The sequence below is a fragment of the Yersinia sp. 2553 StPb PI genome, assembly GCF_052217105.1.
Lineage (GTDB): Bacteria > Pseudomonadota > Gammaproteobacteria > Enterobacterales > Enterobacteriaceae > Yersinia > Yersinia enterocolitica_E.
In genome coordinates, this window is record NZ_JAZGPX010000002.1 from 1,375,980 (window position 1) to 1,402,879 (window position 26,900).

Genomic DNA, 26,900 nt, shown 5'->3' on the forward strand with positions numbered 1-26,900 from the left:
CACTCTCCGTCAACTTACCTATCAATCACCAAAGTATGGGGTTTACCTCACTATGTCAGTCAGTAGCGTTGCATGAAACGGCCTGCCCACCTGTATTACTATCGCGCCATGCTGCGTCGACTACTGATTTCGATCATGCTGGGTATGATGGCAGCCTTGATTGTTTGGTTATTCCATCAAGCAATGTTGGGCTTGGAGTGGCTGTTATTTGCCCGAACTGATGGCAGTCTGGTAGCCGCTGCCTCTTCTATTACTGGCTGGCGACGCGCATTAACCCCCGCATTAGGTGGTTTGGCCGCCGGTGCTCTTTTATGGGGATACCAGCGTTACCGAAAACAAAAGCCCAGTGCGCCAACTGATTATATGGAGGCCATCGAGATCGGTGATGGCCGGTTAGATGTTTCCGCCAGTCTGGTCAAGTCTCTCGCTTCATTACTCGTGGTCTCCAGCGGCAGTGCGATTGGTCGCGAAGGGGCAATGGTGCTGTTGGCCGCTTTGTTTGCGTCCGTTTTTGCTCAGCGCTATGCCAAACCTAACGAATGGAAGCTTTGGGTTGCCTGTGGTGCCGCCGCCGGGATGGCCAGCGCCTATCATGCGCCGCTGGCGGGCAGTCTATTTATTGCGGAAATTCTGTTTGGTACGTTGATGCTGGCCTCACTTGGGCCAGTAGTGATCGCTGCAGTCAGTGCATTGCTCACCACCAACCTGCTACACGGTGGCCAGGAAACCCTTTATCAAGTGCAAGCGCTACCATCACCGTGGCCAATACAATATTTACTGATGGCACTATTAGGCTTGCTGGCTGGCTTCTGTGGCCCCTTGTTTTTAAAAGGGATGGCCGCCAGTGGCGATGCTTTCCGCTCGCTGAATCTTTCTCCCCCATTACAGCTTGCGCTGGGGGGGATAATTGTCGGGCTATTATCGCTGATTTTCCCTGAGGTCTGGGGCAATGGCTACAGTGTGGTGCAGTCACTGTTGACAGCTCCGCCAGGGGTTTTATTGATTGCAGGTATATTGATATGCAAATTGTTGGCTGTATTAGCCAGTAGCGGTTCAGGTGCTCCGGGCGGGGTATTCACCCCGACCTTGTTTGTTGGGGCCGCGTTAGGCATGTTATGTGGGCAGATGTTTGCCTGGTGGCCAGCTCTTGGTGACAATATTGCGTTGTTGATGGCACTGACCGGTATGGCGACTCTATTGGCTGCGACCACTCATGCCCCTATCATGGCGGCATTAATGGTTTGCGAAATGACGGGCGAATACACCCTACTCCCAGGATTACTATTATCCTGTGTTATTTCAACAACAATAGCCCGATGGTTGCGTCCGATTTCGGTATATCATTCACGCTAAAATAGGCAACTAATGCAATAGTGGATAGCCACTATTAATTTAATCAGCCCAAAGGGATAAATAGATGATCAGCCGATCGCCGTCAAATCTAAATATTTCGCCAGCGGCTTCTCTTCTGGATGAGGAAGATAAGGTAATTGCCCTAATTGTGGCGCAGGTAACCGTTCGCGTAGCATAGCAATTGTTTCGGCGTAATGAGCTAATCCGGGATTAATTCGATTTGCGACCCATCCCAATAAGGGTAATCCATCGTTGATAATGGCTTGTGCTGTTAATAATGCATGATTGATGCAACCTAATTTAATTCCGACGACTAAAATAACCGGCAATTGTTCCTGTATCACCCAATCAGAATAGAAACGCTGGTCATTCATCATAACTTTCCAGCCACCACAACCTTCGACCACAACCGTATCGGCTTTGGCGGATAAACGTTGTAATCCTTCGGTCATTGCACCGTAATTAATCAGCGTATCCGTGCAGGCATGGATAACATCCCCTTGCAGCGGGAATGGATTAACTTCCTGATAATCCAAATTTATAGAGGATGAAGCCTGCAAAATAAGTGCATCCTGATTACGCAACCCTTCAGGTGTCTCTTTACTTTCTGTCGCTACCGGCTTATAGCCTACCGCTGTTCTGCCATTTTGGCTTAAGGCCTGAAGTAAGGCCCGTGACACCACGGTTTTACCGACAGCAGTGTCGGTACCCGTCACAAATACACGCGTTAACATAACAATACTCCGCAATCTGGCCACTTAGACTCAAGTCTTTCCGCCTAACATTAGCGAAATTGGCAACATGGATAAAAGTCTAGGCGATGCCGACAACAGACAGCTTGCGTTAGCGCAAGGTTTTGCCGAACTGAGAGAGGTTTTTAACGGATAACACCAAATAATAGGAGGAATACATCGTACATACCCACTAATAATTAACCCATAATTATTAGTGTTAATACCTTACCCTTGCAGCAACTTCACCAATAATGAACCGTTATATAACGCTTCTTTTACTAATGCAGCTCCTGGCATTGTGCCCTGATTAAAAAATGCTGTAGGTTCAACCAGAATATTCTCACTGTAAGCAGGTAGTGCTTGTTGACGAATACATGACGCAATTGCCGGATGTAGAATAGATGCGGCTTTATTTAATGGGGAACCGACCAGAATTTTTTCCGGGTTAAATAAATTGACCATAATGGCAATAATTCGGCCAACACTGTGGCCAACGCCCAGAATAATATCTTTAGCTAACTGATCGCCCGCCAGCGCCGCATCACATAAAGATTCAACATTCAGTGGAGAACTGTGTAATAGCGAACTCATTGAACCATTTAATCGTTGCTGGGCAATTTCCAACATATTCTCGATACTGGCAACTGTCTCAAGGCAGCCATGATTACCGCAATAACAGCGCTTGCCGTAGGGATCCACCTGAGTATGACCAATCTCCACTACGCTACGACTACCTGCGTGCAATACCCTTCCGGCAGTGATAACACCAGCACCGACGTTATGATCAATCACCACTTGGATGACATTCTGACAGCCACGTGAAGCACCATACAGTGCTTCGGCCATCGTCCAGGCGCAAATATCGTGTTGTAGATAGACAGGTAATCCCGTGCGCTGTTCCAGTGCTGGGCCAAGCAGCATCTCATCAACATCATAAAACGGCATTTTATGCACAATACCCGCCGGGGCATCAATGATGCCAGGCATAGTAATTGCAATCGCAGTTAACCGCTCAAGCTTGTCTTGATGCCGAATAAAGAATTGATCAACTTCATTGAGAATACGATTAAGTAGCGGTTCAGGATGACTATCCGGTAACGGAATTTGATCCTCAACCACCAGTTTACTGCTGAGATCACGCAAGGCGAGAGTAATAGAACCGCGACTGATACGCCCAGAGACATAATGCCAAGCTTCGGTATCAAGAACTAAACCAATGGCAGGCCGCCCACGGCTGCCAATATCTTGATATTCGGTCTCTTTGACCAGATGAGCCTCAACCAGTTCCCGCACAATCTTCGTGATACTGGCCGGGGCCAGTTGCGCCCGTTTAGACAGTTCAATACGGGATATTGGGCCGAACAAATCAATCAGCCGATAAACGGCTCCTGCATTGGTCTGCTTGATTTGATCAATGTGCCCAGGCTGTCCATCCGTTATCACTGAACCGGCTCCTTCTCTGCCAACCGAGTATTTTTCGCGCTTCTAAATAAAGATTATCGGCTATGTTGGGGCTTTTAGTATATGCCGTCAACTATTTGATTAGTTATGTGATTTACTGCACATAATCACCGGTTTTCCTGGCTTTACTGCTGGTTATTTATACGGAGTCAGTTGGCTGGCGTCGCTTGAGTATCCTTAACCATCAAGCGAATCAACGCTTCTGCTGGGGCGGTTACTGGCCGATGTTTATGATTAACCAACCACACTTCGGTGGTGGCATCAGGTTCAGCCAAAGGTAAATATTTCACCCCATCCACTTTTACTCGGGTAAATGAGGCAGGCAGTATCGACACGCCCAAACCAGAGGACACCAAACCGACGATGGTCATCGCCTCTCCTACTTCTTGCGTAATATAAGGCGTGATACCCGCGCGGGTTAATAGTGCGAGGATTTCATCATACAGGGCAGTACCCACTTCACGCGAAAAGAAAACAAAGGGTTGTTCTGCCAGTGAGCTAAATTTAACACTCCCCGAAGGTAAAGCCGCTAAGGGGCTTTTTTCGTGGACAACGGCAACCAAAGGTTCACGTAACAACAGACGATATTGCAGTGCCTCCGGCAATCGTGTATTGCGCATTACGCCAAGATCAAGCCGCCCATCCAGTAAAGGTTCAATTTGCTGTCTACTGTTAACTTCCCGCATTTTGATATGCACTTGAGGATGCAGTTGCCGGAATGCCTGTAAATTTTTAGATACCGTGCTAATAAAAGGTGCCGATGAAGTAAAACCGATAGTCAGTTCGCCGGATTCTCCGCGATGCAAACGCCCCGCTTTTTCCGCTGCCGAATGCACTTGGGCTAAAATTTGGTAAGACTCCTTTAAAAACAAGGAGCCGGCTTGGGTCAGGCTGACATTACGGTTGTTACGCGCCAAGAGTCGGGCACCAATTTGCTCTTCCAAACTCTGAATTTGCTGGCTGAGTGGTGGCTGAGAAATGCGCAAGCGCTCTGCCGCCCTACCAAAGTGCAATTCTTCTGCTACGGCAATGAAATAACGTAAATGTCTGAGTTCAATACTCATTGCGCTCCATTGATATGTTTAAAGTCTCATTTATAATAATTAATATATTAGACAAAAAACTCAGCTATTTCTATGCTCTTCTCATTAAGCTAAATAGTGGCTAAATCGAAACAGACAGTCTTTAATTGGGTTATTGATAAGGAAATACCGTGACCACCTCTTTGCGCACTACGACCACCGTAGCGCCGACATCCGCAGCACACGATGGTGCAACTTCGTTAGTTCCGCTTCCCGAGGTTACACGTTTAACTAAACGGCCATATATTCAACGTGGTACACCAGAATTTATCCGTGTGACACTGGCTTTCTTTTCAGCAGGATTAGCTACATTCGCCCTGCTCTATTGTGTACAACCCATCCTGCCACTGTTATCTCAAGACTTTAATATCTCACCTGCGGGCAGCAGCTTATCGCTTTCAGCCGCCACCGGCATGTTAGCGTTTGGCCTGATGTTTACCGGTCCACTTTCCGATGCCATTGGACGTAAGTCGGTCATGGTCGTTGCGCTAATGCTGGCGGCTATCTGTACTTTAATTTGTGCCTTTATGACCAGTTGGCAAGGGATTTTGTTGATGCGGGCATTGATTGGTCTGTCCTTAAGCGGCGTTGCTGCTGTGGCCATGACCTACCTCAGTGAGGAGATTCATCCAAGTTTTGTCGCACTCTCCATGGGCTTGTATATCAGCGGCAATTCCATTGGAGGGATGAGTGGCCGCCTGGTGACGGGGGTGTTGAGTGACTTCTTTTCCTGGCGTATTGCACTGGCGGTTATTGGGTTGTTTGCTTTAGCTGCCGCTTGCATGTTTTGGCGAATTCTCCCGCCGTCTAAACATTTCCGCCCAACGTCGTTACGCCCTAGAACACTGGTGATTAATTTCAAGCTGCACTGGCGTGACCCAGGCTTACCACTGCTGTTTGCCGAAGGTTTTCTGATAATGGGCAGCTTTGTCACCTTATTTAATTACATTGGATACCGCTTGTTGGCTCAGCCTTATTATATGAGTCAAGCAGTGGTGGGATTATTATCGATAGTGTATCTGACGGGTTCTTATAGTTCACCGAAAGCAGGTTCGCTCACCAGCCGATATGGTCGTGGGCCGGTATTATTAGCCGCAATAAGTATGATGCTGGCCGGTGTTATTATTACCAGTTTCCCCCCGGTGATTACGATTCTTTTCGGCATGATGATATTTACAGCCGGTTTCTTTGCTGCTCACTCGGTTGCCAGTAGTTGGATTGGGCGCCGCGCTCGTCGCGCTAAAGCTCAAGCCTCATCACTCTACCTATTTTGCTATTATGCCGGTTCTAGCGTAGCGGGAACATTGGGGGGCATTTTCTGGCTTAATTTAGGCTGGACTGGGGTGGTGGGGTTTATTGCGACGCTGCTACTGCTAGCACTGTATGTCGGGCAGCGATTACGTAAATTGCCAGAAGCCGCACGAATTTAATCTTTAATTATCGAGATAAGATCTATTCGGCGCCAAACTATAATTTGACGTCCTGTCGCCTATGTATCTATTATTAATATGAAACTTAATACAGGATTACTGCTAGTTAGCGTGTAAATTAAGTATCTAACGTATTTAGGGATTTTACGAAAAATATTTCCTTAATTTATTTTTTTCAGGAGAACATATGGCAAGTCACTTTCTTACGCTTTGGGACATACTGGTAACAACGTTTTCAATTTTCTTCTTTATTGCTTACTTACTGATTCTATTTCAAGTCATTTCTGACCTCTTCCGTGATCATGAGTTAGGCGGTTTTTATAAAGCAATCTGGATTGTATTTCTGCTTTTCATCCCGCTCCTCACGTCTCTTTTGTATCTCATTACCCGAGGGAAAGGCATGGCGCAGCGTTATCGCGCTACGGTACAGAAGTCGGTATCTGATACCAATGATTATATCCGCCAGGTTGCGGGGAAATCACCAGCAGAACAGATTTCTGATGCCAAGAAATTATTGGATGAAGGCACGATAACTGAAAGCGAATACCAGCAATTGAAAGCTAAAGCATTGGCTTAATATTTGAGCTACCTGCCCCCAACAAGGCTAATATGTCACTTTGAATGGCATTTAGCCTTGTTTATCGCGGCCTGCGGCATGTAACACGGCATCAATTTCCTCGATATGCGGCATTGTTTAAATTTTTCCCTTCCCCTATTTGATATAACTTACTGTAAACTGCCTGATGAAAATTCTTAACAATTTGCCTATCTGCGCCATGTGTTTAGAGGCAAATTTTTCTTCCCACTTGCGAGATTCAGGAATGAAACATTCACCGTTGCGGCGTTCGCTATTATTAGCCGGTCTCACCGTGCCATTGCTCAATTTTACACTACCATCCTGGGCGGCTGGGGCGAAAATGTCATTAGATAATCAACTCGCTGAACTTGAAAAATCGTCAAATGGCCGTTTAGGATTGGCGTTAATCAATACCGACAAGGGCACCAAAGTTCACTATCGTGGCGGCCAGCGCTTTCCATTCTGTAGTACCTTCAAATTAATGTTGGCCGCCGCAGTGTTGGGTCATAGCCAATCTCAGCCAAATCTACTCAGTAAACACATTATTTATCGTGAAAGTGACTTACTCGATTATGCACCGATTACGCGCAAACATTTAGCACAAGGGATGACGGTTGCAGAACTGTGCGCAGCGACTATTCAGTATAGTGATAACACGGCAGCCAATTTGTTAATCAAACAGTTGGGGGGACTCGAGGCGGTTAACCAGTTTGCCCGTAGTATTGGTGATCAGACATTCAGACTGGATCGTTGGGAACCTGAGTTAAATACTGCTTTGCCAAATGATCCTCGAGATACCACAACACCTGCGGCTATGGCAGCCAGTGTCAACAAGTTGGTACTGGGAGATGCCCTAGCTGCACCGCAACGGGAGCAGTTAGCCTTGTGGTTAAAAGGAAATACCACGGGAGCGGCAACTATCCGTGCAGGTGCGCCGACTGATTGGGTTATTGGTGATAAAACCGGCAGTGGTGATTATGGTACGACAAATGACGTCGCGGTGTTATGGCCGGCGAAAGGTGCGCCACTGGTTTTAGTGGTTTACTTTACGCAGCTTAAGAAAGAAGCAGAACCACGTCGTGACGTTTTAGCTGCGGCCACCAAAATTGTTTTAGCGCACCTATCCTGATTATCTGTATGGGGTATTGATATTAATGCCCCGCTATCTAAGATCTGATATTTTTTTTAAAGAACACCACGCGTTCCGTTTCTTGGAAACCTAATGACTGATGCATTTTCTGTGATGCAATGTTATCGGTATCGGTATCGGAAGCTAATTCGTTGCAACCTTTTACTCGCCCCCAAGCTTGTATGGCAGTCACTAATTGTGCAGCAATTCCCTTTCTCCGGTATGTATCAACAACGAATATTCCTTCAAGAAAGACGACCGGCGTATTATTGCAACCATTGACATAATCATGCCGAAGTGAAGCATCTGCGAATCCGACGATATCGCCTGAGTCAGCGATAGCAACAAATGAAATTAGCTTATCAGAACAAAAAATTATGTTTTCACCATGATGATGATGCGCATCACCACCATGATGGGGCCAGAGCTGTGTACGGAGTTTTACCCACCCGGATAGTGTGGTCTGATCTATCTTTTGAATTAACATTATTTCCTACGTTAAAGTGGCGTAAAATTGACACTCAAGATAATAAATATTAACCCACCAGTAAATCCACCCTGAAAAACCGTGCTGTTGAATCTTTTGCCATTACGAATAGATATCCCCTTTATTAAAGTTAACAACAGGCTTTCATGGTGCTGTTTTTACTGATATGACACAATGTATGTTGTAACTAAAATCAGCTTAATTGGAAAAGATAATGGCTAAGTATGATTTGATTGAGCGAATGAATGGCAGTTTTGCTGCACTGGAAATTGCATTAGATCATCTCCACCAGCAACTTAATGCGCTCCCCCTACTCGCAGCCCGTGTATTTTCGCTGCCTGAAATTGAAAAAGGTACCGAACATCAACCTATTGAGAAAATCAGCGTTACCGCAAAAGTCGGTAATAAAGCAAAAGAACTGGGGTTACAACATTACCAGCGGTTGTTTATTCATCATCAGGGGCAAAATGCGAGCAGTAAAGCGGCCCTGCGCTTACCCGGGGTACTGTGTTTCAGCGTGAGTGATAAGCAACTGGGGGAATGTGAAAATACTATTGCTCAGATTAATCAGTTGAAAAATGAGTTGGAACATATCATAACCGTCGAGTCTGGCTTACCGAGTGAGCAACGTTTCGAGTTTGTGCATACCCATTTGCATGGTCTGATTACCTTAAATACTTACCGCACCATTACTCCACTCATCAATCCTAGTTCTGTGCGTTTCGGCTGGGCCAACAAACATATAATTAAGAATGTCACCCGTGAAGAGATCTTAGTTCAACTGAATAAAAGCCTTAATGCCGGGCGCGCGGTGCCGCCTTTTAGCCGCGAACAGTGGATGGAATTAATTAGCTTGGAAATTAATGATGTAAAACGTTTACCTGAAAATACCCGCCTGAAGATTAAGCGGCCAGTAAAAGTGCAGCCTATCGCACGAGTTTGGTATCAGGAACAGCAAAAGCAAGTGCAGCACCCCTGCCCTATGCCGTTAATTGCTTTTTGCCAGGTACAATCAGCGGCGGAATTGCCTAAGTTAGGTGAGTTAATAGACTACGATATCAACCAAATTAAGCATAAATATAAGCCGGATGCCAAACCTCTGCGGTTACTGGTGCCAAGGCTGCATCTGTATATCGACGTTGAATAAATAATGCGTTGCCAAGATCAATTCCAGTACGGGCAATAACCATAACGAATTCATATACATTTTTTAAGATAGATATCTGGACGGTTTATCTGCCATACAAAGTCGTGACGATTGATCGCCTGAAAACCAGTCTTTTTATAAAGGAAAGCGGCAGTGTCCGTAACGAGCATAATCCGTCTAAGGCTGGTTGTAACCGGATGAGCCTGACTGCATTCGACCAGCCACTTTGCTAAACCCAATCCCTGGTACTCTTCAAGCACATACACATCACATAAATAGCCAAAAGTGGCATAATCAGTGACCAGACGGGCAAACCCAATCTGTCTTTTTCCATCAAACAGTCCAAAACAAAGGCTATTTTTAACGGAAAGTCTGACCGTTTCCAGATCAATTCCTGGAGCCCAGGAAGAGCATGTTAAAAATGCGTGCATAGCATGAATATCGAAGCGAGATTTGTCTGTCGTAACGATAAAACTTTCCCTGCTGAATTCTTTATGGTTCTCATCCATCGATGTTTCCTTTAGACAAGTTGTATTGCTGATAGTCGCTGCCGTATAGAAAACGGAGATCTGAGTTTGACGGTTGATAACACCGGTTTTTTATCCGTAAAAAACGCCAGTCATAAGGACCGGCGTTAATCGTTTGTTTGGCTGGCCGTTATTTCATACTGCCAACCATATCTTCCGGTTTGACCCATTCATCAAACTGTTCACTGGTCAGATAGCCTAATTTCAAGGCGGCAGCTTTGAGTGTAAGCCCTTCTTTATGGGCCTTTTTGGCAATCTCGGCAGCTTTGTCATAACCAATATGGGTATTCAACGGGGTAACTAACATCAAAGACTCATTCAGTAACTGCGTTATACGGTCACGATTTGGCTCAATACCCACCGCGCAATGTTCATTAAAACCGCGCATACCATCGGCCAGCAAACGAATTGATTGCAGGAAGTTATGAATCACCAACGGGCGGAAGACGTTCAACTCAAAATTACCGGATGCTCCACCAATATTGATGGCCACGTCGTTACCCATAACCTGTGCGCATAACATCGTCATGGCTTCACACTGTGTCGGATTCACTTTGCCAGGCATGATTGAACTGCCCGGTTCATTCTCAGGAATCGCGATTTCACCAATGCCACAGCGAGGGCCGGAGGACAACCAGCGCACATCGTTGGCAATTTTCATCAATGAAGCCGCAAGTCCTTTTAAAGCCCCATGACCATGAACTAATGCATCACAAGCCGCTAATGACTCAAACTTATTAGGCGCAGTGATAAATGGTTGATGGGTAAGCGCCGCAATCTCTTTGGCTACTCGCACGGCATATTCTGGATGCGTATTCAGCCCGGTTCCTACCGCCGTCCCCCCTAACGCCAACTCACACAGATGAGGAATAGTCGCTTCAATATGCTGCACGCTGTGAGATAGCATCGCCACCCAGCCTGATATCTCCTGCCCTAAGGTCAATGGCGTAGCATCTTGCAAATGCGTCCGTCCAATCTTCACGATATCGCGAAAGGCGTCCGCTTTGTGTGCCAGAGTCTCCTGCAATGTTTTGAGTTCCGGTAACAAATGTTGCCGCAACCCGATAACCGCAGCAACATGCATCGCCGTTGGGAAGACATCATTTGAACTTTGGCTTTTATTTACATCATCATTAGGATGTACTAACCGATTGTTTCCGCGCTCGCCACCTAACAACTCACTGGCACGGTTCGCCAAAACCTCATTCATATTCATGTTGGTCTGGGTACCAGACCCGGTTTGCCAGATAGACAGTGGAAACTCACTCGGATGACACTCTTCCAGAACTTCATCTGCGGCGCGCATGATGGCCTTTGCCCGTTCGGCTGGTAGTAGCCCTAAATCCATGTTGACCTGCGCCGCTGCCCGTTTGGTCAGTGCCAGAGCATGGATCAGTGCCGTCGGCATTTTTTCTTGCGAGATACGGAAATGTTCCAGTGAACGCTGGGTTTGTGCGCCCCATAATTGATTTGCTGGTACATCGATAGGCCCCATAGAGTCTTTTTCACTGCGGGTGGTCGCCATCACGGTCTCCTTAGCATGTAGAACTGAACGGTTGAGGTATGTCATACCAGTCTCACTGGCGACATGACAACTATCATGGCACATTTGCTGTCACCTTTATGCGATTGATTCGCATTTATATCATTTTGTGATCAATATTCTCATAACGAGCCGGCGGCTAAAACACACCGCTAATTAGCACACTCATCCTTGTGACCACTCAGTTCAACCATCAAATCTCGGATCCAACCATGGCCAGCATGACTATGACTGCGCTCATGCCAAACTAAGCTGACATCAAATTGCTCCGCAAGCCAGCCAACCTCAACCATCGTGAATCGATCCGGCTGCCCCTGCACTTGCCACAATCGCCGTGGAATTAAAGCAACAAGGTCGCTAGTGGCGACTATCTCAGGAACAAAAAGGAATGACGCTGCCGACATAACAACATTACGTTGAAATCCGAATGCCGCCAGAGCATCGTCTATTGGTGTGGTGAAGCTGCCCCCAGAAGGTGAAACAATGACATGCTCTAGTTGGCTAAAATCTGCCATTGTTAACTTGTCTCTAAGCCCCGGGTGGTCCTTCCGCCCGATGAGTACATAAGTTTCATCGAACAAATGGCGTGCTCTTAGACGCGCATGATAGGCACCTTGTGTAATAACCGCTATATCAACCTCGCCACTGGCCAACTGTTGTTCCAACTGGCTCGGATTATAGTGACGAACGGCAATGCGGACCCCCGGTGATCTTTGCCGTAAGGCCAAAACCAGCGGCATGACGACCGCAGCCTGTATGTAGTCAGTACCAGCAATGGTGACCGTCAGTTGAGCCCGCTCGGGATAAAAATCCTTGTGCGATTGCAGCGTGCGGCGCAGTTGGTCCAAAGACGCACGCAGCGGAGTAAGTAACTCCAGCGCTTTTGCAGTCGGCGTCATCCCCCGTCGCGCAGGAACCAGCAAAGGGTCGTCAAATACCTCTCTCAAGCGATTCAGTTGCGCACTAACTGCGGGCTGGCTGAGATTAAGTCGCGCTGCGGCCTTCGTTACATTCTGTTCAGCAAGCAAAGCTTCCAGGGTGACCAACAGGTTTAGGTCTATCCGTGTGGTATCCATTTGGTGGATTCCTTAATATAAAACAATCGATTTCTCTTATCCCTCAGCCGTCATCATAATGCAAGTTCATGTTGTAGGGATGATCAGGAGACAGTTGATGTTATCGAATAGCAAACCACTCATCACAGTGGTGGGTGCATTGAGTAAACAAGGGCGTAGTGTGGTGCGCACGCTACTAGAGAGTCAGCGCTACCGAGTACGCGCGTTAACGCGGCGGGTAGATTCCCCTGAAGCGCAAGAGCTGGCGCTTCAGGGTGCAGAACTCATGGCAGTGCCGCTAGAGTTGGGCCATAAAGAGACGTTTGTTCAAGCATTTAAAGGGGCATATGGCGCGTTTCTGATGACGCCCGCTATCACGCCGCAGGCAAGCCACGCGGAAACACACGAAACAGCGTTAGGTAAACAAATAGCAGATGCCGCCGTCGAAGCGGGGGTAAAACATATTGTATTCTCTAGTCTGGAAAACGTAGAAAAGATTACCGAAGGGAAAAAGTGGGTGCCACACTTTACCGATAAGAGCCGGGTTGAGAGCTACATTCGTACACTGCCCGTCACCAGTTCATTTATCTACATGGCGTTTTTTTACACTAATCTACTTGAGTTCTATCAGCCACGAATGGAAGGAGATACTTTAGTCTTTCCTCTCTATCTACCTGAAGATTTTTGCGCACCTTTTGTCGACCCATTGACAGCGACCGGCCCAGCGGTGTTAGCGATTTTTGATGATAAGGACCTGTACGCGGGCCAATCTTTGCCTGTTATCGGGGAGATCATTTCACCCAAAGAGATGGTTGAAACGTTTAGCCGTGTCACGGGGAAAAAAGCCCGCTACAGCTCGGCGTTTACACGTGAGGAGCTATGTCAACACTTCCCCACATTTTCCAGCATTGGGGGATTAGTGGATGAGGTAATCGGTATGGCTGAGTATACGGTAGAGTACGGTTACTTCCGTAAAGAGCGAGATCTGCTTTGGAGCCGACAAGTAAATCCGGCCAGTTTAACCTGGGAACAATTCCTGCGTACCACTGGATGGCAAGGGCAAGCGCTATCTTTTGCTCGGTGATTTTCGCCGTATTTACCTTAGCGGTTTTCTCACTTTCCTAAATAGGGGCGTCGATGTTACGCCCTCTTCGCGACATTAAACGGCGGTAGTGCCCGTTTTCGTTCAATTGGCCCCCCACCCTCCGATTACTACTTGCAACCCCCGTAGCGCCATTGTTTACTAAGGGACAATTTTATTGGGCGGCAGGGCCAGGCGCGATTAGTCATATAAAATAACTGATTTGTGTGTAACCCTTAATTTGGCCCTTAACAAACGGCAGAATGTAAATATGCAAAAGATGAAGAATGCAGTGCAAAACTACGCTTGGGGCAGTACTGACGCCCTCACTCAGCTTTATGGCATAGCAAATCCACAGGGGAAACCGATGGCTGAACTGTGGATGGGTGCGCATCCGAAGAGCAGCTCACAGGTGGCAGATGCTAACGGCCAGTGGCATTCATTGCGTGATGTGATCGAACAAGATCCCGATGCTAATCTGGGCCATGATGTTTTCAACCGTTTTGGTGAGCTACCATTCCTGTTCAAAGTACTTTGTGCGGCACAACCGTTATCGATTCAGGTTCATCCCAGTAAAACCGCCGCCGAAATTGGTTTTGCCAAAGAGAATCAGGCGGGTATCCCACTGGATGCTGGCGAAAGAAATTATAAAGATGCCAACCATAAGCCGGAGCTGGTCTATGCGCTAACACCCTTTCAGGCTATGAATGGTTTCCGTACACTGGAAGATATTCAGGCATTACTCCACCCCTTGGCGGCAGCGCATCCCGATATCGCCACATTCCTGCGCGAACCGGATACTGAACACTTAGCGGCTCTGTTTGCCAGTTTGCTGAGTTTGGCTGGTGACCCAAAAACGCTCGCGCTGGGAATTTTGAAAGCAGCCTTAAATAACCAGTTAGGTGAACCTTGGGATACCATCCGCAGTATCTCGCGTTTTTACCCTGATGACAGCGGCTTGTTCTCCCCCTTATTGCTAAATGTCGTGACCCTGCAACCGGGTGAAGCCATGTTCCTGTATGCTGAAACACCGCACGCCTACCTCAACGGCGTGGCACTAGAGGTGATGGCAAACTCCGATAACGTATTACGCGCGGGCCTGACACCCAAGTTTATCGATATTCCCGAACTGATGGCCAATCTGCAATTTATCCCCAAACCGGCTGATACTCTGCTGACCACGCCAAAACAGCAAGGCAATGAACTGGCCTTCCCTATCCCTGTTGAGGATTTTGCTTTTTCACTGCATACAGTAACGGCCGAGACTCAAGTGTTGGCACAACCTAGTGCGGCAATTGTGTTTTGTATTCAGGGTCAGGCGGTATTGAAAAAACAGCAGCAGGAAATAACACTACAACCAGGCGAATCCTGTTTTATCCCGGCGAATGAATCACCGGTTACAGTGCAAGGAATTGGCTCTATTGCGCGTGTTTACAACGCAGACTGAACGAAGTCACTCATTTTGTTGTCAATAACTGGCTTTTTGCTGTCGTGATAGATAGATTCTATAGTCGCAATGACGGGGTTTTGCTATTACGCAGAACTCGCACTTGCCGTTTCAGGATAGTTATCGTCGCAATAATATTTGTGTCCGGTTAATCTATGCCTATATTAATTTGGTGAATACTGTTTTTCAGGCATTCTCTTGGGTGGTTTTTCACCAGCAACTCATTACCGCGTTCAACATAGTGAATTTGGTGTATTAGAAAAGGATGAACAGAACAATGAAAAAATCGTTAGTGGCTGTCAGCGTCATTGTCGTACTTGGCGCAGCATGGACTGGAGCCTCATGGTATACCGGCAAACTGATTGAACAACGGATGGGCGAGCTGGTTAACACCGCAAACGGGCAGATCAGAACATTGCTGCCTAAAGCCGGTGTCAAACTCGCCTATACAGATTACCAACGTGGTTTGTTCCGTAGCCAGGTTCGCTATGTGCTGCAAGCAGATAGCAGTGTCGTGGGTGAAAAAGCGTTAAAAGACGGTGATGAAATCGCTTTTATCGAAACTATCGATCACGGCCCATTCCCGTTCGCGCAGTTGAAGAAATTCAATTTGATCCCGAGCATGGCATCGGTACATACCGAACTTGCCAATACCCCTGCATTGAAAAAGCTATTTGATGTTACCAAGGGCCAATCACCGTTTACTGCGGATTCACGCATTTCATACAGCGGTGATACCTCTTCCGCCATTACCTTTATTCCTATCGACTATCAGCAAAATACCACCAGCATGAAATTCTCTGGTGCTACTATTGATGCCGATGTTTCGCGCGATATGCGTAATGTGAAGATGAGTGGTAGCAGCGAGAATATCGTCTTCACCAGCAAAAATCAGTGGGACCAACTGGAACAATTCAGCGTGCAGGGCCTGACGCTGAAAAGTGACAGCAAAATGGGTAAATTTGATCTCAGCATTGGTGATCAGCAAGTCGCTATCAAGCAAATTGGTTTCAGTCTTGATGGCAAAGAGATGGCAACACTGGTTGGCTTTAACCTTAATACCCAATTGGGTGAAACGGATAAAGACCTGAACGGCAAACTGAGCTACACCCTCGATGCATTAAAAATTCAGGGTAATGATTTCGGTTCCGGTAAATTAGCCTTTGCCTTTGACAAGCTTGATGGCCAAAACCTGAAGCAGTTTACCAGCGCGTATAATCAACAAGTGCTGAAAGCCGTTCAGGCTGGTGAAAATCTCGATCCTGTTGCCTATCAAGAGCAAATGACTGAGATGTTAATTGCCAATCTTCCAGGGCTGTTAAAAGGCAATCCAACCGTGAGCATTGCGCCACTGAGCTGGAAAAACGCTAAAGGGGAAAGTACCTTTACCCTGAATATCGACTTGGTTGATCCGGCGCAGACTAAAGCAAGTGCAGAACCCCTGTTAGCACAGTCAGTGAAGAAAGTTGACGCAACCCTGACTATCCCGATGCCAATGGCAACTGAGTTGACGACCCAGGCCGCACGCCTGCAAGGCTACAGCCCGGAAGAAGCTCAGAAGCTGGCACAACAACAGGTTCAAGGCATTGCCGCTATGGGCCAGATGTTTAAACTGACCACCACCAAAGATGATGTTATCAGCAGCAGCTTCCATTTTGCTGATAATCAGGTCAATTTGAATGGCCAGAAAATGTCACTGCAAGAGTTTGTTGGCCTGTTTGGTATGTTTGGCGGGGCACCTGCTGAAGAAGACACCGGCAGCGCACCAGAAGAGATGCCAGCAACCCCAGCAGAACCTGCGGTTCCGGCACAATAGTTGTTGCAATAAGTCGCAGTAATAACACATAGAACGGAGCCTGATGGCTCCGTTTTTTTATCTCTGGATCCAAACAGTACGCAGGAGGTTGCAATGACAGATAAACTTATGACCGGCCCCAACCCCGACTGCAAGCACCCTATGCTAGGCTTTCCGCAGGTTTGCTTTATCAAAAATACAACGAACAACCCGAATATTATTATCGGGGATTATACCTATTACGACGATCCACAAGATTCGGAAAACTTTGAGCGCAACGTGCTCTATCACTACCCGTTTATTGGTGACAAACTGATTATTGGCAAATTCTGCGCGCTGGCACGCGGGGTTCAATTCATCATGAATGGCGCCAATCATAAAATTTCAGGTATTTCGACTTATCCTTTCAATATTTTTGGCAATGGTTGGGAGCGCGTCACGCCATCAATGGATGAACTGCCCTATAAAGGCGATACCTGCGTTGGAAATGATGTTTGGATTGGTTATGACGTACTTATCATGCCAGGTGTGACCATCGGCAATGGTGCCATCATTTCATCACGAGCGGTAGTGACGCGTGATGTACCGGCTTATAGCATTGTGGGGGGCAACCCGGCAACCGTGATTAAGAGCCGCTTCCCACCAGTAACGATAGCTAAACTCGAGGCTATTGCTTGGTGGGACTGGCCGATAGAAGATATCAGCCGCAACCTGCATCTGATTACCGCGGGCGATGTCGATGCTTTGGCGTTAATGAATAACCCCCAAGATCAGGCATGATCAAGCAGACCCTCGGCGGATCAACACCGGCGGTAATATGACATTTTGCAGTTGCAGGTCAACACCGGCAATACGCTGGAGTAACCGCTGCCCGGCACTGTAACCAATTTCTCTGGCGGAACTGGTGATAAAGGTGAGTGGTGGTTCGGTTAATTCGGCTGCCGGCACGTCACCAAAACCAATCAGTGCCACTTGTTGATCCAGATAGGTGTCTACACCAGCACTACCAATAGTCCGGCCGGTGCGTAAGATACCAAAGTAAGCCCCCAATGCCACTGATGCCTGATGACAAATGATGGCACTGACATTGGGGTGATAACGTAGCAGCTCTTCTGCCGCATCTGCCGCCGCCTGCTGTTGCCCGTCACATTCAACCACCCATTCAGAACGAAATGGCAGGCCATATTGAACCAAGGTGGCGCAGAAGCCTCCCAAGCGCTCTGCCCGCGTCAATGAATGCGAGTGCCCGCCAAGGTAGGCAATTTGCCGGTGACCACGGCCAATCAAAAACTCAGTGGCCATTTTAGCCGCCTGCATATTATCAGGGCGCACGACATCCACACCTTCCAACACATTCGACCGTGCCGCGCAAATCAATGGGATATCATGCTCTGCCGCCTTCTCCTGCAATCCCATCTCACGTTTAGCTCCCCCGCCGAGGACCAAGCCGTCAACACCCTGAGCGATAAGGGTATCGAAGCAGCGCAATAGACCTTTGCCCTCGCGACCACTTTGCGTCAGAAACAGCAATTTGCCTTCGGCTTCAATTGCTTCACTCAAACCCGCCGTCATTGCGGCATAAAACGGATCGCCGATATCGCGCACAATCAAGCCAATCACGCCGGACTCACCACCGCGTAATTGTGCCGCCTGGCGGTTACGCACATAACCTAACTGTTCGATTGCCTGATTGACCCGGTCAGCGGTTGCCCCAGAGATACGCCCTTTGCCACTTATAGCTAATGAAACTGTCGCCACTGAGACGCCGGCAAACTTAGCCACATCGGTAATTGTGATTTTTTTAATGGTCATACCCGCGGATAAACAAGCCAAGTTAAACGTTTAATCTAATGATTTACTCTAATACAGAAGTAGGATCAGTAATTGTGACATATCACTCATATTATCTGGGTTAAACGTTTTATCTTGTTTAACCTCCAGACAGGGAGGCGAAATAGTCGCCATTTATCGATAAACACACCGTATTAAGAAGCGCGGTGGTTAGAGCAGACATTTTTAACATCAGGCGTTTTGAAAAACAGGAGTCACTATGTCAGCGGTAAAAAAACAAAAAATTACGCTGTGGGAGTTTTTCCAGAGTTTAGGGAAAACCTTCATGCTGCCGGTCGCCTTGCTCTCCTTCTGTGGGATCATGCTGGGTATCGGCAGTTCACTCAGCAGTAAAGATGTCATCACCCTATTACCGGTAATTGGTCATCCTGCCTTCCAGCTACTATTTACCTGGATGAGCAAGGTGGGTTCATTTGCCTTTAGTTTCCTGCCCGTAATGTTTGCCATTGCTATCCCGCTGGGTATGGCGCGCGAAAATAAGGGTGTAGCCGCCTTCTCTGGTTTCGTCGGCTTTGCCGTGCTGAATCTGGCGACCAACTTTTACCTCACCACCAGCGGTGTGTTGCCAACCACCGATCCATTAGTCCTGAAAACCCATAATATTCAAAATATTTTAGGTATTCAGTCGATCGACACCGGGATTCTGGGGGCGGTGATTGTCGGGGTCATTGTTTATTTACTGCATGAACGCTTCAACACCATTCGCTTACCTGATGCATTAGCCTTCTTTGGCGGTACTCGCTTTGTGCCGATAGTGACGACGGTAGTGCTCGGGCTGGTGGGGTTGTTGATCCCGCTGATCTGGCCATTTTTCGCCGCCGGCATCACCGGTCTGGGTCGCCTGATTAACGGTGCCGGCATGTTCGGGCCGATGATTTTCGGCAGTGGCGAACGTCTATTGCTGCCGTTTGGCCTGCACCATATTTTGGTGGCATTGATCCGCTTTACTGAAGCGGGCGGAACCATGGATGTTTGTGGTCACAGCGTGAGTGGTGCACTGACAATATTCCAGGCTCAGTTATCTTGTCCAACCACCACCGGCTTCTCAGAAAGTGCGACTCGCTTCCTATCTCAAGGCAAAATGCCCGCCTTCCTCGGTGGCCTGCCGGGTGCTGCGCTAGCCATGTATCACTGTGCCAAGCCTGAAAATCGACATAAAATTAAAGGGTTGTTGATTTCCGGTGTTGTGGCTTGTGTGATTGGCGGTACCACCGAACCGATTGAATTCCTGTTCCTGTTTGTAGCACCGTTCCTGTATTTGATCCATGCGATCCTGACCGGTTTGGGCTTTACTGTGATGGCGTTGCTGGGTGTCACCATTGGTAATACCGACGGTAATATCATTGATTTCGTGGTATTTGGTATTCTGCATGGCACTGCGACTAAATGGTATTGGGTGCCAGTGGTTGCCGGGATCTGGTTCGTGGCGTACTACATGATTTTCCGTTTTGCTATTCAGCACTTCAATATCAAAACACCAGGCCGCGAAAGCGAAACCACCGCTAGCAGCAATGCAGAAAAAGCCACTTATGGCGCTGCAACCGGTAAATCCGGTTATAACTCCCCTGCTATTCTTCATGCGCTGGGTGGTGCAGATAACATTGTCTCGCTGGATAACTGTATTACCCGTTTGCGGATGTCAGTTAAAGATATGAGTTTGGTGGATAAAGAGGCGTTAAAAGCCAACCGCGCCATTGGCGTTATTCAACTGAATGACCATAATCTGCAAGTTGTTATTGGTCCACAAGTGCAATCGGTGAAAGATGAATTAGACTCACTGATAAGCAGTACTCAGTTTGCGACGCCTTAGGACGGTAATTCGCTAAGCGCCGTTACCTAAATACCAGTTACATGAAAAATTATACCCAAGGTTATTGGCGTTGCAGGTAGGCCACAGCAAATGAAAAATCGGTCGGGAATCGATTTGAGCGTGATTTGCAGCGGCCTCGCCTGAGGTCCAGGGATGGGCCGAGTAACAGGTGCCGAAACTCCCCGCAACTTCAAGGACCAAGGGTATATTTGATAAGCGAGATGCTGATGTTTGATTTCTCCACGCCTGTCGATCGTCACGGCACTTGGTGTACCCAATGGGATTATATTGCCGACCGTTTTGGTGCTGCTGACCTGTTGCCTTTTACCATTTCTGATATGGACTTCCCTACCGCACCGGTGATTCTGCAAGCGCTGAATCAGCGGATAGCCCACGGTGTGTTGGGCTATAGCCGCTGGCAGCATGAAGATTTCCTTGGTGCAATTCGTCATTGGTATCTGCAACGGTTTCATTGCCATATCGATACCTCAATGGCGGTCTACGGCCCGTCAGTTATCTATATGGTCGCTCAGCTAATCCGCTGTTGGTCTGCGCCCGGTGATTTCGTCGTTACCCACACCCCTGCCTATGACGCCTTCTATAAAGTCATTCTCGGTAATCAGCGCCAGCTACTTAGCTGCCCGCTGCACAAAGTAGATAACCAGTGGCAATGTGATATGGCACATCTGGAGGCACTGTTGGCGCGGCCACAGACGAAAGTGCTGCTGTTGTGTAGTCCGCATAATCCAACAGGGAAAGTCTGGACACCACAGGAGCTGGCGCAAATGGCCGAACTGTGTGAACGCCATCAGGTCCGCGTTATCAGCGATGAGATCCATATGGATATGACCTGGGGCAATCAGGTGCATACCCCTTGGAGTGAGGTAGGTCAGACTCCGTGGGCGCTGCTGACCTCGGGTTCCAAAACATTCAATATCCCCGCCTTAACCGGTGCATACGGTTTTATCAGTGACAGTGAAACCCGTGATATCTACACTCAAATGTTGAAAGGCCGTGATGGACTATCCTCTCCGGCGGTACTGGCCATTGTGGCGCACATTGCGGCTTACCAGCAGGCGCAACCATGGTTGGATGAGCTACGCAGTTATTTGCAAGCCAATCTGGTTTATGTGGCACAGCGCCTTAATGTGGCGTTCCCGGCATTAAACTGGCAGCCACCGCAAGCAACCTATCTGGCATGGATAGACCTACGCCCCTTGAACATTGATGACCATCAGTTGCAAGAGGTGCTGATTGAGAAAGAGAAAGTCGCCATTATGCCCGGTTTTACCTATGGCGAAGAGGGGCGTGGCTTTTTACGTCTGAATGTAGGCTGTTCCCGCAGCAAGGTCGAAGCCGGTATGGATAAGCTGATTAACGCTATTCGTTTTTTGCAGGGCAATAACGGCAGTTAAGTAAAACAGCATCGTGTATTACGCCACTTGATGCCTTGAGTGGCGTTTCTCCCCCTCCCCATCTCATCTTTCCCGCTGCCGATAACGTCAATAATCGATATACTACTATCACGCGGCTAGGTTTATCTGTGCTGGACAACCAAATGAAAAAGAAAGAATTTATTGCTCAGGACTTGCTGAGTAAAATGTATCAGTCTGGCGAGAAATTACCTGAGAAATTGCCGCCGGAACGCCAGTTAGCAGAGGAATATGGCGTGTCACGTTTTACCATACGCAAAGCGTTAGAGAAGCTGGCAGCCATTGGTGCCGTGCATATGGTGCAAGGTGCTGGGATCTTCATTAATCCCGGCGTGGGTAATAACCCACTGGTATACAATTCAATTACCGAAAAGAAATTTAACCAAATCAGTTTTCGTTTAATTAATCTGCATAAACGCCGCCCTGATAATGAAGAACAACAGATCTTTAACCTTAGCGCGGATGATTTTATCTGGGCATTCTCACGTTTGCGTTACATTGATAATCGTAAGGTTCAAATCGAAAATTCGCGCATGCCAGTCTCCGCTTTCCCTGATTTGAACCAAAAAGTCATTGAAAGCTCGATACAGCAATATATTCTCAGCAAAGGCTATCGCCTGTCCCATGCATTAACCCATTATCAGGCGATTAATATCAATAAAGAACAAGCTGAACTGCTTGGATGCAAAAAAGGTATTGCCGCCATGCATATCCTGAACCGAGGCATTTTGCAGGATGGCCGCGTATACACATTCAGTGATATCGTGGATATCGACTATTCCTGCACCTATATTATTCCGTTTAATCAGGATAACCTGAAGTTCCGCCAGAGCTGAATCAGCTCAGACCCACTATGGTGTATGAATTGTTCCGTTAGGCAAACGGCTTTGTGTCCATTCATGAGGCCGATAAACAACCGGGAATTCATCGGCTAAACGAGTATCAAAATCAACACCTATCCCCGCCTGTTCAATTGGATACAAATAGCCTTCTGTCGGCTGAACGGCGCCCGGAAATACACTCAGGGTATTCGCCGGATAGGCCACGAACTCCTGAATTGCTGCATTGTGCAAATAGATATTTAAATGGGTGTTAACCGCAGCACCAATCGGTGTCATATCTGGCGGGCAATGCCATGCCAGGCGAACCCCAAAACTCTGACAGAAGCTGCCAAGTTTTAATGCCGGGGTAATTCCGCCAATCTGTGATACATGACAACGCAGGAAGTCGATCCGGCGATTGATTATCAAGTCTTTCCACTCTGCCGGATTGTTAAATAATTCACCCGTAGCAAGTGGTACCGCGGTTTGATTACGGATCTGTTCCAGCCATTCGTTCTGATTCGGCGGCAAAATATCTTCAATATAATAAGGGCGATAAGCTTCTAACTGCTTGGCGAATTGAACCGCTTGTTGTGGGAATAAGCGCTCATGCACATCATGTAAAATATGGAATTGATTGCCGTATTTTTCGCGTAGCGCTTTAAACATCGCCAACGTGTTATCCATATATTGGTCTTGATCGTAGTATGCGCCGATTGTTGGCTGGCGGGTCGCATGCAGATCCTGAGCATTCCCCCCATAGAACCCCAACTGGCAGCGGATATGCCGATAACCTTGCGCCAGCAAGTTATCCACCTCAACATACAACCCATCCAGTGAGTCACTGGCGGCATGACTATAGGTGGCAATGGCATCTTTAGATTTGCCACCAAACAGTTGGTAGAGCGGCATATCCGCCAGCTTGCCTTTAATATCCCATAATGCCATATCAATCCCGGCAATCGCGTTATTGATCACCGGCCCATTTCGCCAATAGGCATTGACCATCATCATCTGCCACAAATCTTCAATATTATTAGCGTCACGCCCCAGTAATAGTGGCCGGAGATATTCATCCACCATCACTTTAACGGCAAGGGGGCGCTGCTGAAATGTGGCGCAACCCAGGCCAACAATCCCTTTATTAGTTTCAATCTTAACCACAACTAAATTATGGCGATCGGGCCGGGTTATCTGACATTCAATGCCAGTTATCAACGTGGGTTGCATGCAATGCTCCTTTACAACACTCAGATTGCGACTCTTCAACGTGGCAACCAATGATGCATGAATAAATAAATTCGTATGACGTATTCGCTAATTTCACCTTATTTACACTGACCTTGTAAACCTAAAATTTAAATGTTTTTTTTGGTTCGTGAATTACGCAAATTACCGCAAAAAACCATACCAATTAATAGAAAAAGCATCTAAGAACACCCTAACCATCGAATAATGTGATGTAACCCATGATTTATTGGTTTGTTTTTAACTTTCAGTAAACTTATTATCATTCACAGTGAATAAAAATAATGGCTCAGGTGCGAGGGTTTTATGGGAAGGACTGAGGTATGTCAGTTAATAATTAAACTGGTCGGTGGTCAGGATAATATAAATAAAGTCTGGCATTGTATGACACGGCTGCGTTTTGATTTAATTGATGATAGTAAAGTCGAATGGCAGAAAATCAAACAATTACCCGGTGTATTAGGTGCGCAAAATCAAAGTGATCAAGTACAAATCATTATCGGCCCACAGGTAAATGCCTGGTATCAAGATATTGTTGATAATATGTCACCTGATGAGAATGTTCCCTCAAGCGCGACTACGGCAATAACACCTAAAGCACGGAAAAGTCTGGTTTCACTGTTTATGGATACCGTTTCTGGGGTATTCGGCCCTATCGTTCCGGCGATTGCCGGGGCGGGGATGATTAAAGGCTTACTGGCAGGGTTGATCGCCTTAAAAATCATCTCAGCCAAAAGCGACACCGTGATGATTATCGATTTAATTGCCAGCGGGGTATTCTATTTCCTGCCGTTCTTCCTTGCCGTTTCTGCGGCTAAGATATTTAAAACTAATGAATATCTGGCAGCGGCGGTGGCAGCCTGCCTGATGTATCCCACACTCATTGATGCCGCCAAAGCGCTGGCCACTCATACCCCGGGCGCGGTGAGTGTCATCTATTTTATGGATATCGTGCCGGTATCGGTATTTAACTATTCTGCCAGTGTTATCCCCGTTATTTTCTCAATTCTGGCGCTGAGTTATATTCACCGTTGGGTCGATAAAATTATGCCCGATGTGCTGAAAACAGTATTTACCCCGACACTAACCCTTTTTATCACCGCATTGGTTTCATTGACGTTTATCGGCCCGGCCGGCATTTATTTAGGCAAACTGCTGGCATTCGGTATTCAGGGATTATTTGATATCTCATCGGTATTTGCTGGTTTTATCGTCGGTGCCATTCGCCCGATTGCTATTCTTACCGGAATGCATCACGCCATGACCCCCATTGCATTGCAAAACTTTACCGACAAAGGTTTTGATATGTTAATGCCAATGATGTTTATGGCAAACATGGCCATTGCGGGTTCAACATTTGCTATCTATTTCCATGTCAAAACCCGGCAAGAAAAAACCGTGGTGCTGTCTGCCGCCGTTTCTGGCTTATTGGGCATTACAGAACCCGCACTGTTTGGGGTGCTAACCAAATACAAAAAAGCCTTTATTGCCACGACGATAAGCAGCTCGATTGCCTCTGCATTTATCGCCTTTTTCGGCGTAAGGCTGTACGGCTATATTTTATCAAGTATATTCAGCTTACCGGCCTATATTGGCCCTTACTTTATCTACATCCTATTAGGTGTCACCTTGTCGCTCGGCCTGTCATTTATCCTCACTTATCTGCTGGTAGTGCGAACCGAGAAAAGATTGGTCGCAGTTGAATCGCAATAAATAGTTGAAATTAAAGCCGGCGTCATGGGCGGGCGATATTGTCCGCCCATGCCAATTCGTGATTTATGTCACTTTTTTATGCAACGCAGTGGATATTTTCATTCATTTGTTTTTATAATGTTCTGCACTTTACCTACAAGAATCTACTTCTGATAAAAAGTGAGTGCACAGCATGATTGATCCCCGCCTCCCCCTGACCGACATTCACCGCCACCTTGATGGCAATATCCGTGCGCAAACTATTTTGGACCTGGGTCGCCAATTTAATCTGGCCCTGCCGGCTGATGAACTAGCCGAACTGCGCCCGCATGTGCAAATCACTAAAACTGAGCCAGATCTAGTCAGCTTCCTGCAAAAGCTGGATTGGGGGGTTGCGGTGTTGGCCTCACTTGATGCTTGCCGCCGTGTGGCCTACGAGAATGTCGAAGATGCCGCTAATGCCGGTTTGCATTATGCCGAACTGCGTTTTTCACCCTTCTATATGGCAATGAAACACCAATTGCCGGTCGCCGGTGTGGTCGAGGCCGTCATTGATGGGGTGCAGTCCGGTTGTCGTGATTTTGATATTGATATCCGCCTGATTGGGATCCTCAGCCGCACTTTTGGTGAACAAGCTTGTTTGCAAGAACTTGATGGTTTACTGGCACATCGCGAGGGGATTACTGCGTTGGATCTGGCCGGTGACGAACTGGGCTTCCCTGGCGGTTTGTTCCGCAGTCACTTTAATCGCGCACGCGATGCGGGCCTGCGTATTACCGTCCATGCCGGTGAAGCCGCTGGCCCAGAAAGTATCTGGCAAGCTATCCGTGAGTTAGGTGCTGAACGTATTGGTCACGGTGTGAAAGCCATTGAAGATAGCAAATTGATGGATTATTTGGCTGAACACAACATTGGGATCGAATCCTGCCTGACCTCTAATATTCAGACCAGTACCGTCTCTTCGTTAGCTACTCACCCGCTGGCAACCTTCCTGCGCCATGGCGTAATGGCATCGATCAACACCGATGACCCGGCGGTACAAGGGATTGAAATTGCTAATGAATATCACATTGCCGCACCTGCTGCAGGCCTAACAGCGCAAGAAATCCGCCAGGCACAACAAAATGGCCTGACGATGGCATTTATCACCGAGCAGGAAAAACAGGCACTGCGCGACAAAATCCGTGGCTAAATCGG

At 47.4% G+C, this 26,900-nt stretch carries 23 protein-coding genes; 14 read left to right on the forward strand and 9 right to left on the reverse strand.

Annotated features, from left to right (window positions below; all coding sequences use genetic code 11):
- The first annotated feature begins 72 nt into the window (after window positions 1-72).
- A complete protein-coding gene (gene clcB / locus V2A84_RS07610) occupies window positions 73-1,353 on the forward strand; it encodes a voltage-gated ClC-type chloride channel ClcB (RefSeq protein WP_083158846.1) in 1,281 nt (426 codons plus the stop codon).
- A gap of 68 nt (window positions 1,354-1,421) precedes the next feature.
- Here clcB and bioD read toward each other — a convergent pair whose 3' ends face one another.
- From bioD to V2A84_RS07625, 3 genes are all read right to left on the reverse strand, one after another.
- Window positions 1,422-2,087 carry a dethiobiotin synthase gene (gene bioD, locus V2A84_RS07615; RefSeq protein WP_083158847.1) on the reverse strand — a complete coding sequence of 222 codons (666 nt, stop codon included), beginning with the start codon at window positions 2,085-2,087 and terminating at the stop codon, window positions 1,422-1,424.
- Between the two features lie 225 nt (window positions 2,088-2,312).
- Window positions 2,313-3,530: a sugar metabolism global transcriptional regulator Mlc gene (gene mlc, locus V2A84_RS07620; protein WP_083158848.1), complete on the reverse strand. Its 1,218-nt coding sequence runs from the start codon at window positions 3,528-3,530 to the stop codon at window positions 2,313-2,315.
- A 167-nt stretch (window positions 3,531-3,697) separates the two neighbouring features.
- The gene (locus V2A84_RS07625) at window positions 3,698-4,612 is read right to left on the reverse strand and encodes a LysR family transcriptional regulator (protein ID WP_083158849.1); all 915 of its coding nucleotides are present in this window, start codon (window positions 4,610-4,612) and stop codon (window positions 3,698-3,700) included.
- A 149-nt stretch (window positions 4,613-4,761) separates the two neighbouring features.
- On the opposite strand from V2A84_RS07625, the gene V2A84_RS07630 reads away from it, so the two are divergent.
- The 3 genes from V2A84_RS07630 (at window position 4,762) to bla (ending at window position 7,766) form a co-directional block, all read left to right on the forward strand.
- Window positions 4,762-6,060 carry an MFS transporter gene (locus V2A84_RS07630; protein WP_083158850.1) on the forward strand — a complete coding sequence of 433 codons (1,299 nt, stop codon included), beginning with the start codon at window positions 4,762-4,764 and terminating at the stop codon, window positions 6,058-6,060.
- A 187-nt stretch (window positions 6,061-6,247) separates the two neighbouring features.
- Entirely contained in the window at window positions 6,248-6,637 is a 390-nt protein-coding gene (locus V2A84_RS07635; protein WP_083158851.1) for an SHOCT domain-containing protein, read from the forward strand.
- A gap of 244 nt (window positions 6,638-6,881) precedes the next feature.
- A complete protein-coding gene (gene bla / locus V2A84_RS07640) occupies window positions 6,882-7,766 on the forward strand; it encodes a class A beta-lactamase (RefSeq protein ID WP_083158852.1) in 885 nt (294 codons plus the stop codon).
- 37 nt (window positions 7,767-7,803) lie between these two features.
- On the opposite strand, the gene aac(6') is transcribed toward bla, so the two are convergent.
- Entirely contained in the window at window positions 7,804-8,253 is a 450-nt protein-coding gene (gene aac(6') / locus V2A84_RS07645) for an aminoglycoside 6'-N-acetyltransferase (protein ID WP_442848683.1), read from the reverse strand.
- Window positions 8,254-8,467: 214 nt separating this feature from the next.
- On the opposite strand from aac(6'), the gene tus reads away from it, so the two are divergent.
- Entirely contained in the window at window positions 8,468-9,400 is a 933-nt protein-coding gene (gene tus, locus V2A84_RS07650) for a DNA replication terminus site-binding protein (protein ID WP_083158854.1), read from the forward strand.
- A 50-nt stretch (window positions 9,401-9,450) separates the two neighbouring features.
- On the opposite strand, the gene V2A84_RS07655 is transcribed toward tus, so the two are convergent.
- The 3 genes from V2A84_RS07655 to V2A84_RS07665 all read right to left on the reverse strand — a co-directional run bounded on the left by V2A84_RS07655 (window position 9,451) and on the right by V2A84_RS07665 (window position 12,546).
- Entirely contained in the window at window positions 9,451-9,909 is a 459-nt protein-coding gene (locus V2A84_RS07655) for a GNAT family N-acetyltransferase (protein WP_083158855.1), read from the reverse strand.
- 148 nt (window positions 9,910-10,057) lie between these two features.
- The gene (gene fumC, locus V2A84_RS07660; protein ID WP_442848684.1) at window positions 10,058-11,452 is read right to left on the reverse strand and encodes a class II fumarate hydratase; all 1,395 of its coding nucleotides are present in this window, start codon (window positions 11,450-11,452) and stop codon (window positions 10,058-10,060) included.
- 170 nt (window positions 11,453-11,622) lie between these two features.
- Complete coding sequence (locus V2A84_RS07665) at window positions 11,623-12,546, reverse strand: LysR family transcriptional regulator (protein WP_083158857.1); 924 nt, start codon at window positions 12,544-12,546, stop codon at window positions 11,623-11,625.
- 97 nt (window positions 12,547-12,643) lie between these two features.
- On the opposite strand from V2A84_RS07665, the gene V2A84_RS07670 reads away from it, so the two are divergent.
- From V2A84_RS07670 to vat(F), 4 genes are all read left to right on the forward strand, one after another.
- On the forward strand, window positions 12,644-13,609 hold the full coding sequence (locus tag V2A84_RS07670; protein ID WP_083158858.1) for an NmrA/HSCARG family protein: 966 nt from the start codon (window positions 12,644-12,646) through the stop codon (window positions 13,607-13,609).
- Window positions 13,610-13,877: 268 nt separating this feature from the next.
- Window positions 13,878-15,053: a mannose-6-phosphate isomerase gene (gene manA, locus V2A84_RS07675; RefSeq protein WP_083158859.1), complete on the forward strand. Its 1,176-nt coding sequence runs from the start codon at window positions 13,878-13,880 to the stop codon at window positions 15,051-15,053.
- 277 nt (window positions 15,054-15,330) lie between these two features.
- Window positions 15,331-16,869, forward strand: a complete 1,539-nt coding sequence (locus V2A84_RS07680; RefSeq protein WP_083158860.1) for a YdgA family protein — start codon at window positions 15,331-15,333, stop codon at window positions 16,867-16,869.
- A 93-nt stretch (window positions 16,870-16,962) separates the two neighbouring features.
- Window positions 16,963-17,628: a streptogramin A O-acetyltransferase Vat(F) gene (vat(F), locus tag V2A84_RS07685; protein WP_083158861.1), complete on the forward strand. Its 666-nt coding sequence runs from the start codon at window positions 16,963-16,965 to the stop codon at window positions 17,626-17,628.
- Here the strand turns inward: vat(F) and malI are convergent, their stop codons facing one another.
- On the reverse strand, window positions 17,629-18,660 hold the full coding sequence (gene malI, locus V2A84_RS07690; protein WP_083158862.1) for a Mal regulon transcriptional regulator MalI: 1,032 nt from the start codon (window positions 18,658-18,660) through the stop codon (window positions 17,629-17,631).
- Between the two features lie 238 nt (window positions 18,661-18,898).
- Here malI and malX point away from each other — a divergent pair, with 238 nt between their 5' ends.
- From malX to V2A84_RS07705, 3 genes are all read left to right on the forward strand, one after another.
- Entirely contained in the window at window positions 18,899-20,509 is a 1,611-nt protein-coding gene (gene malX, locus V2A84_RS07695) for a maltose/glucose-specific PTS transporter subunit IIBC (protein WP_083158863.1), read from the forward strand.
- A gap of 227 nt (window positions 20,510-20,736) precedes the next feature.
- Window positions 20,737-21,924, forward strand: coding sequence for a MalY/PatB family protein (locus tag V2A84_RS07700; protein WP_193784660.1), 1,188 nt, complete (start codon window positions 20,737-20,739; stop codon window positions 21,922-21,924).
- A 143-nt stretch (window positions 21,925-22,067) separates the two neighbouring features.
- Window positions 22,068-22,778, forward strand: a complete 711-nt coding sequence (locus V2A84_RS07705) for a GntR family transcriptional regulator (RefSeq protein ID WP_083158865.1) — start codon at window positions 22,068-22,070, stop codon at window positions 22,776-22,778.
- A 15-nt stretch (window positions 22,779-22,793) separates the two neighbouring features.
- Here V2A84_RS07705 and V2A84_RS07710 read toward each other — a convergent pair whose 3' ends face one another.
- Window positions 22,794-23,993, reverse strand: coding sequence for an enolase C-terminal domain-like protein (locus V2A84_RS07710; protein WP_083158866.1), 1,200 nt, complete (start codon window positions 23,991-23,993; stop codon window positions 22,794-22,796).
- A gap of 324 nt (window positions 23,994-24,317) precedes the next feature.
- Between V2A84_RS07710 and V2A84_RS07715 the strand changes: the two genes are divergently transcribed.
- Together V2A84_RS07715 and add are read left to right on the forward strand one after the other, a co-directional pair.
- Window positions 24,318-25,724 (forward strand): PTS transporter subunit EIIC, encoded by a 1,407-nt coding sequence (locus tag V2A84_RS07715; RefSeq protein WP_083158867.1) that lies wholly within the window; start codon window positions 24,318-24,320, stop codon window positions 25,722-25,724.
- 172 nt (window positions 25,725-25,896) lie between these two features.
- Window positions 25,897-26,895, forward strand: a complete 999-nt coding sequence (gene add / locus V2A84_RS07720; protein WP_083158868.1) for an adenosine deaminase — start codon at window positions 25,897-25,899, stop codon at window positions 26,893-26,895.
- Window positions 26,896-26,900: the final 5 nt, after the last annotated feature.